Here is a 4259-nt window from a genome sequence, read left to right on the forward strand (position 1 = left end):
GAGTACGCCCGAACGGTGCCGGTGATAGCGCTGACGGCCAACGCGCTTTCGGGCAACCGTGAGATGTTTCTTTCGAAGGGTTTCGACTCGTACATCTCCAAGCCCATCGACGTCCTGCAACTGGACAGGGAGCTGAACCGGTGGGTGAGGCCTCGTCATATGCAGGAGCGCCGCATGGGGGAGCGTCGGGGCGAAGATCGCCGGAGGCCGGACCATTTCCCGGAGGTGGCGATGAAAGACCGCTTCGAACCCGCCGGGGTGGGGCCGCGTCCGGAAAAAAATCTGGAAAATCTGAAAAACCTTCTTCCGCCCCTGTCTCTGCTGAAGGACGTCCACCTGGAGGGCGTGAACCTGGAGGAAGGGGTGCTGCGTTATGGAGGAGAGGCGGAATATATGGTAATTTTGCGTTCCTTCCTGAAGCACATTCCCGAGGTTCTGGACAGCCTGCGGACCGTTGGAGAGGATATTCCGAAGGAGTACGCCATAGCCGTCCACGGGCTGAAGGGAGCCAGCCGCAGCATCGGCGCGACGGAGCCCGCGGCCTTGGCGGAGGAGCTGGAGACGGCGGCGAAGGCCGGAGATTTTCGGGCAGTGGCCGAGAAAAACGGCGTTCTGTTGGAATCTTTTGAAACGCTGCTGAAGAATATAGAGAAAACTCTGGACGCTCCCGCGCTGAGGACGGAGCAAAGCGATCCCCTGTCCCCTGCAACCTCCCAAAAACCAAAAAAATTAGAGCCCGACCTGACTTTACTGAAAAAAATACGCGAAGGAGCCGCTTCCTTCAAAACGTCGCTCATGGAGGAAACTCTGACGAAGCTGGAGGAGTACGCTTATGAACGAGACGAAGAATTAATTTCCTGGCTTCGGGCACGAATGGAAAATTTGGAGTATGATGCTGTCGAAGAACGACTGAAGCAATACATCGATGGAAAGATAAAGGGGTAAAATGACAGAAGGATAAAATAACAGAAGAAAAGAATAATGAAGCAGGATGATAAAGCAGGATGATGGAGAAAATTAAAAAATAATGAAGATGTCGGTGGGGTGGAAAAAAGTTTTCTGTGTTTGCGTCGTTCTCCTGGTGGCCGGATGGGGCTTCTGGCTGGGGCAGTTCCGAAACCGGCAGGAGTGGCGTCCGGGCTTTCCTCTGGACAAAACAAAGGTCAGAGTGGGAGTCATTCACATTTCCAACATGACGGACGCGGGAAAAGGCTATGCCTGGGCCCATGATTACGGGATTCAGGAGATGCAGGCGGCGGTGGGCCTGGAAGACAGCCAGATCCTCCGCAGAGTCAACGTGTCCGACACGAATCTGCCTGCGACGGAGTACGCGATAAGAGAGTGCATCGCGGAGGGCGCGAATATCATCATCGCGACGAGCTGGAATCACATGGACGTCTGCGAAAAACTGGCGGAGGAGTTTCCGGGAGTCGTTTTCGCCAATGCCACCGGTTTCAAATCTAACGCCACCAATTTAACTAATTACTTCGGAAAAGTTCACCAGCCCCGCTACCTGAGCGGCATCGTCGCGGGACTTCGCACCCGGTCGAACAAAATCGGGTATGTGGCGGCCCATGGCCGGGAAAACAGCGAGGTGACGGGAGGCATCGACGCCTTCGCCCTTGGGGTGGCCAGCGTCAATTCGGAGGCCGTCATCCACGTGCAGGTGACGAAGCGGTGGTTCGACCCCGACGGGGAGTATCAGGCGGCGCGCACCCTGATTGAGAAGGGGTGTGATGTGATCGCTCAGCACTGCAACACCTCCAGCGCGCAAAAAGCGGCTCAGGACGCCGGCGTCTGGGGAATCGGCTACAACGTGGACATGAAAAGCGACGCTCCGGAGGCCGTGATCACCTCGGTCGTCTGGAACTGGGGCATCTATTACACGGAGCTGATCCGGAGCGTCATCGACGGAACCTTTGTCACGACTCCCTGGTATGGCGACATGAAGAGCGGCATCGTCACTCTCACTCCTCTGAGCGAAAAACTGGCTCCGGAGGGGGCGGAAAAGGCGGTGGAAGCGGCGAAGGCAGCCATAGAACGCGGCGATTTCAACGTTTTTGACGGTGAAATTCTGACAAACGCCGGACAGGTCGTGGGTGTGAAAGGGGGTACTCTTCCGGATGAGGAAATCATACGCGGCATTCACTGGTACTGCCACAACGTCGTCAGCCCTCAGGAGTGACCCGTAAAATGAACTGGCGGCGCGCGTTCCGGGACAATTATCCCCAACTGGTATTTGTCTTCGCCGCGTTTTTTCTGATGGTCCTCGTCAGTTATTTCTCTGTGAGCAGCCTGGTGCGCCGGCGTCTGGAGGAAGGCGTGAGCAAGTCCATCACCGCCGCCGAGGCGAATATCCGAACCGGCCTCGTGGAAATGGAAGTCACAATCAACAATCTGTCCTATTTTCTCACCGACATGCTGGACGAAGGGGCATCTCAGCAGGAGATCCTGGACTACCTCACCAGCGCGACGAAGTGGATGCAACGCCTCGACACGAAACTGCCTCAGCTTTACGGAATTTACAGCTATATCCGCGGGGAATTCATCGATGGCATTGGCCTGCGTTCCCTGGAGAACTTCAAACCTCAGCAGAGCCCCTGGTTTGACACGGCCGTGAGAAACAGAGACTCGGACGCCGTGTCGTACACCGAACCCTATGAAGATCCGAAATCCGGCGCCATCATCATCTCGGCCGTCCGAAACCTCCGGGGCAGGTCCGGTGAGCGCTACGGCATTCTGGCAATCGATATGGAAACCTCCTGGTTTCGGAATTACGTCCGCTCGCTTCACATGCCCACGGAAAACGCGGTGGAGAGCGACGGCCCCGTCACAGACGGCAGTTACGGCATTATCCTGAACCCCTGGATGGTGGTGGTGGGCCATCCAAAGGAGAGCTACGTCAGCCGGCAGTTTCGGGACATCTGCGAGGGGTATCGGGACGTGTACGACGCCCTGCTTCGGGGCGACGAAGTCCTGTCGGCAAAAATTCGGGATTTCGACGGAACCTCCGTCACCGTTTCCTTCAGAAAGGTCTTCAACGGCTGGTACATCGGCGTCGTCACTCCTTTTTTGAGCTATTACCGGGACGTGTACTACACCGCTGCCATTCTTTCCACTTTGGGTTCCGTTCTGATGGTTGTTCTCGGCTATTTTCTGCTGCGGCTGTACGCGGCGAAAATGCGCTCCGACGAAGAAAATCAAAGTAAAAGCTCGTTTCTCGCCACCATGAGCCACGAAATCCGAACGCCCCTGAACGTCATCCTGGGACTGGCGGAGGTGGAGCTTGAAAAACGCCTGAACGAACGCACCCGCCAGAACATCGAGAAAATGTACAGCTCCGCTTCCACCCTGTTGGGCATCATCAACGATATTCTGGACATTTCAAAAATTGAGGCGGGCGGCATAGAGCTGAACCCGGTGAACTTCGACGTGTCCGAGCTCCTCGGCGACGCGGCCCAGCTGAACGTAATCCGCATCGGCTCCAAGCCCATCGTCTTTGAAATGGAGATCGACGAAACGCTTCCCGCCCGGCTGTATGGCGACGAGCTGCGGGTGAAACAGGTGCTGAACAACCTGCTCTCCAACGCGTTCAAGTACACGAAGGAGGGCCGCGTCGTCCTTCAGGCGGGGTGGCGGCAGGAAGCGGAGCAGGACGGGAAAAACGTGACCCTGCTCTTCAGCGTTCGGGACACGGGGATCGGTATTCGCAACTCGGACATTGAGAAACTTTTTGCGGAATATGTCCAGCTGGACGCGAAGGCGAACCGCCACATCGAGGGCACGGGTCTCGGCCTGTCCATCACGAAGGGCTTTCTGGACCTCATGGGTGGAAAAGTTTCGGTGGAGAGCGAGTACGGCGTGGGCAGCGCCTTCAGCGTGGAAATTCCTCTGAAGAGCGTCGGAGAGGGCCGGCTGGGCCGGGAGGGCGTGGAAAGGCTGAAGCGTTTTCACTTCATGGCGAACTCCCGCACTCAGACGCAAAAGTTTGTGCGGACGCCGATTCCTGACGGCCGCGTGCTGGTGGTGGACGACGTGGTGACCAACCAGGACGTGGCCCGTGGGCTTCTGACGCCTTACGGGCTGCAGGTGGACTGCGTGTCCGGCGGAGCGGAGGCCATCGAAAAAATACGACAGGGGAGCGAACCGGGCGGAGTTCGTTATGACGCGGTGTTCATGGACCACATGATGCCTGAGATGGACGGAATTGAGGCGACTCGAATCATCCGTGAGGAGCTGGGGACGGAGTACGCCCGAAC

3 protein-coding genes are annotated in these 4259 nt (G+C 57.1%); all 3 read left to right on the plus strand.

Annotated elements, in window-relative coordinates; all coding sequences use genetic code 11:
* Positions 1 to 945 (plus strand): Hpt domain-containing protein (locus LBR61_04995; GenBank protein ID MDR1731431.1); only part of this gene is annotated, 945 nt, incomplete at its 5' end.
* Between the two features lie 82 nt (positions 946 to 1027).
* The gene (locus tag LBR61_05000) at positions 1028 to 2185 is read left to right on the plus strand and encodes a BMP family ABC transporter substrate-binding protein (GenBank protein ID MDR1731432.1); all 1158 of its coding nucleotides are present in this window, start codon (positions 1028 to 1030) and stop codon (positions 2183 to 2185) included.
* A gap of 8 nt (positions 2186 to 2193) precedes the next feature.
* A partial coding sequence (locus LBR61_05005; GenBank protein ID MDR1731433.1) for a response regulator occupies positions 2194 to 4259 on the plus strand: 2066 nt, incomplete at its 3' end.

It is taken from the genome of Synergistaceae bacterium, assembly GCA_031272035.1.
Classification (GTDB): Bacteria; Synergistota; Synergistia; order Synergistales; family Aminobacteriaceae; genus JAISSA01.

Excerpts from the sequence above, each read along its gene's own strand:
- LBR61_05000 (MDR1731432.1), top strand. The coding sequence starts at position 1,028 with ATGAAGATGTCGGTGGGGTGGAAAAAAGTTTTCTGTGTTTGCGTCGTT.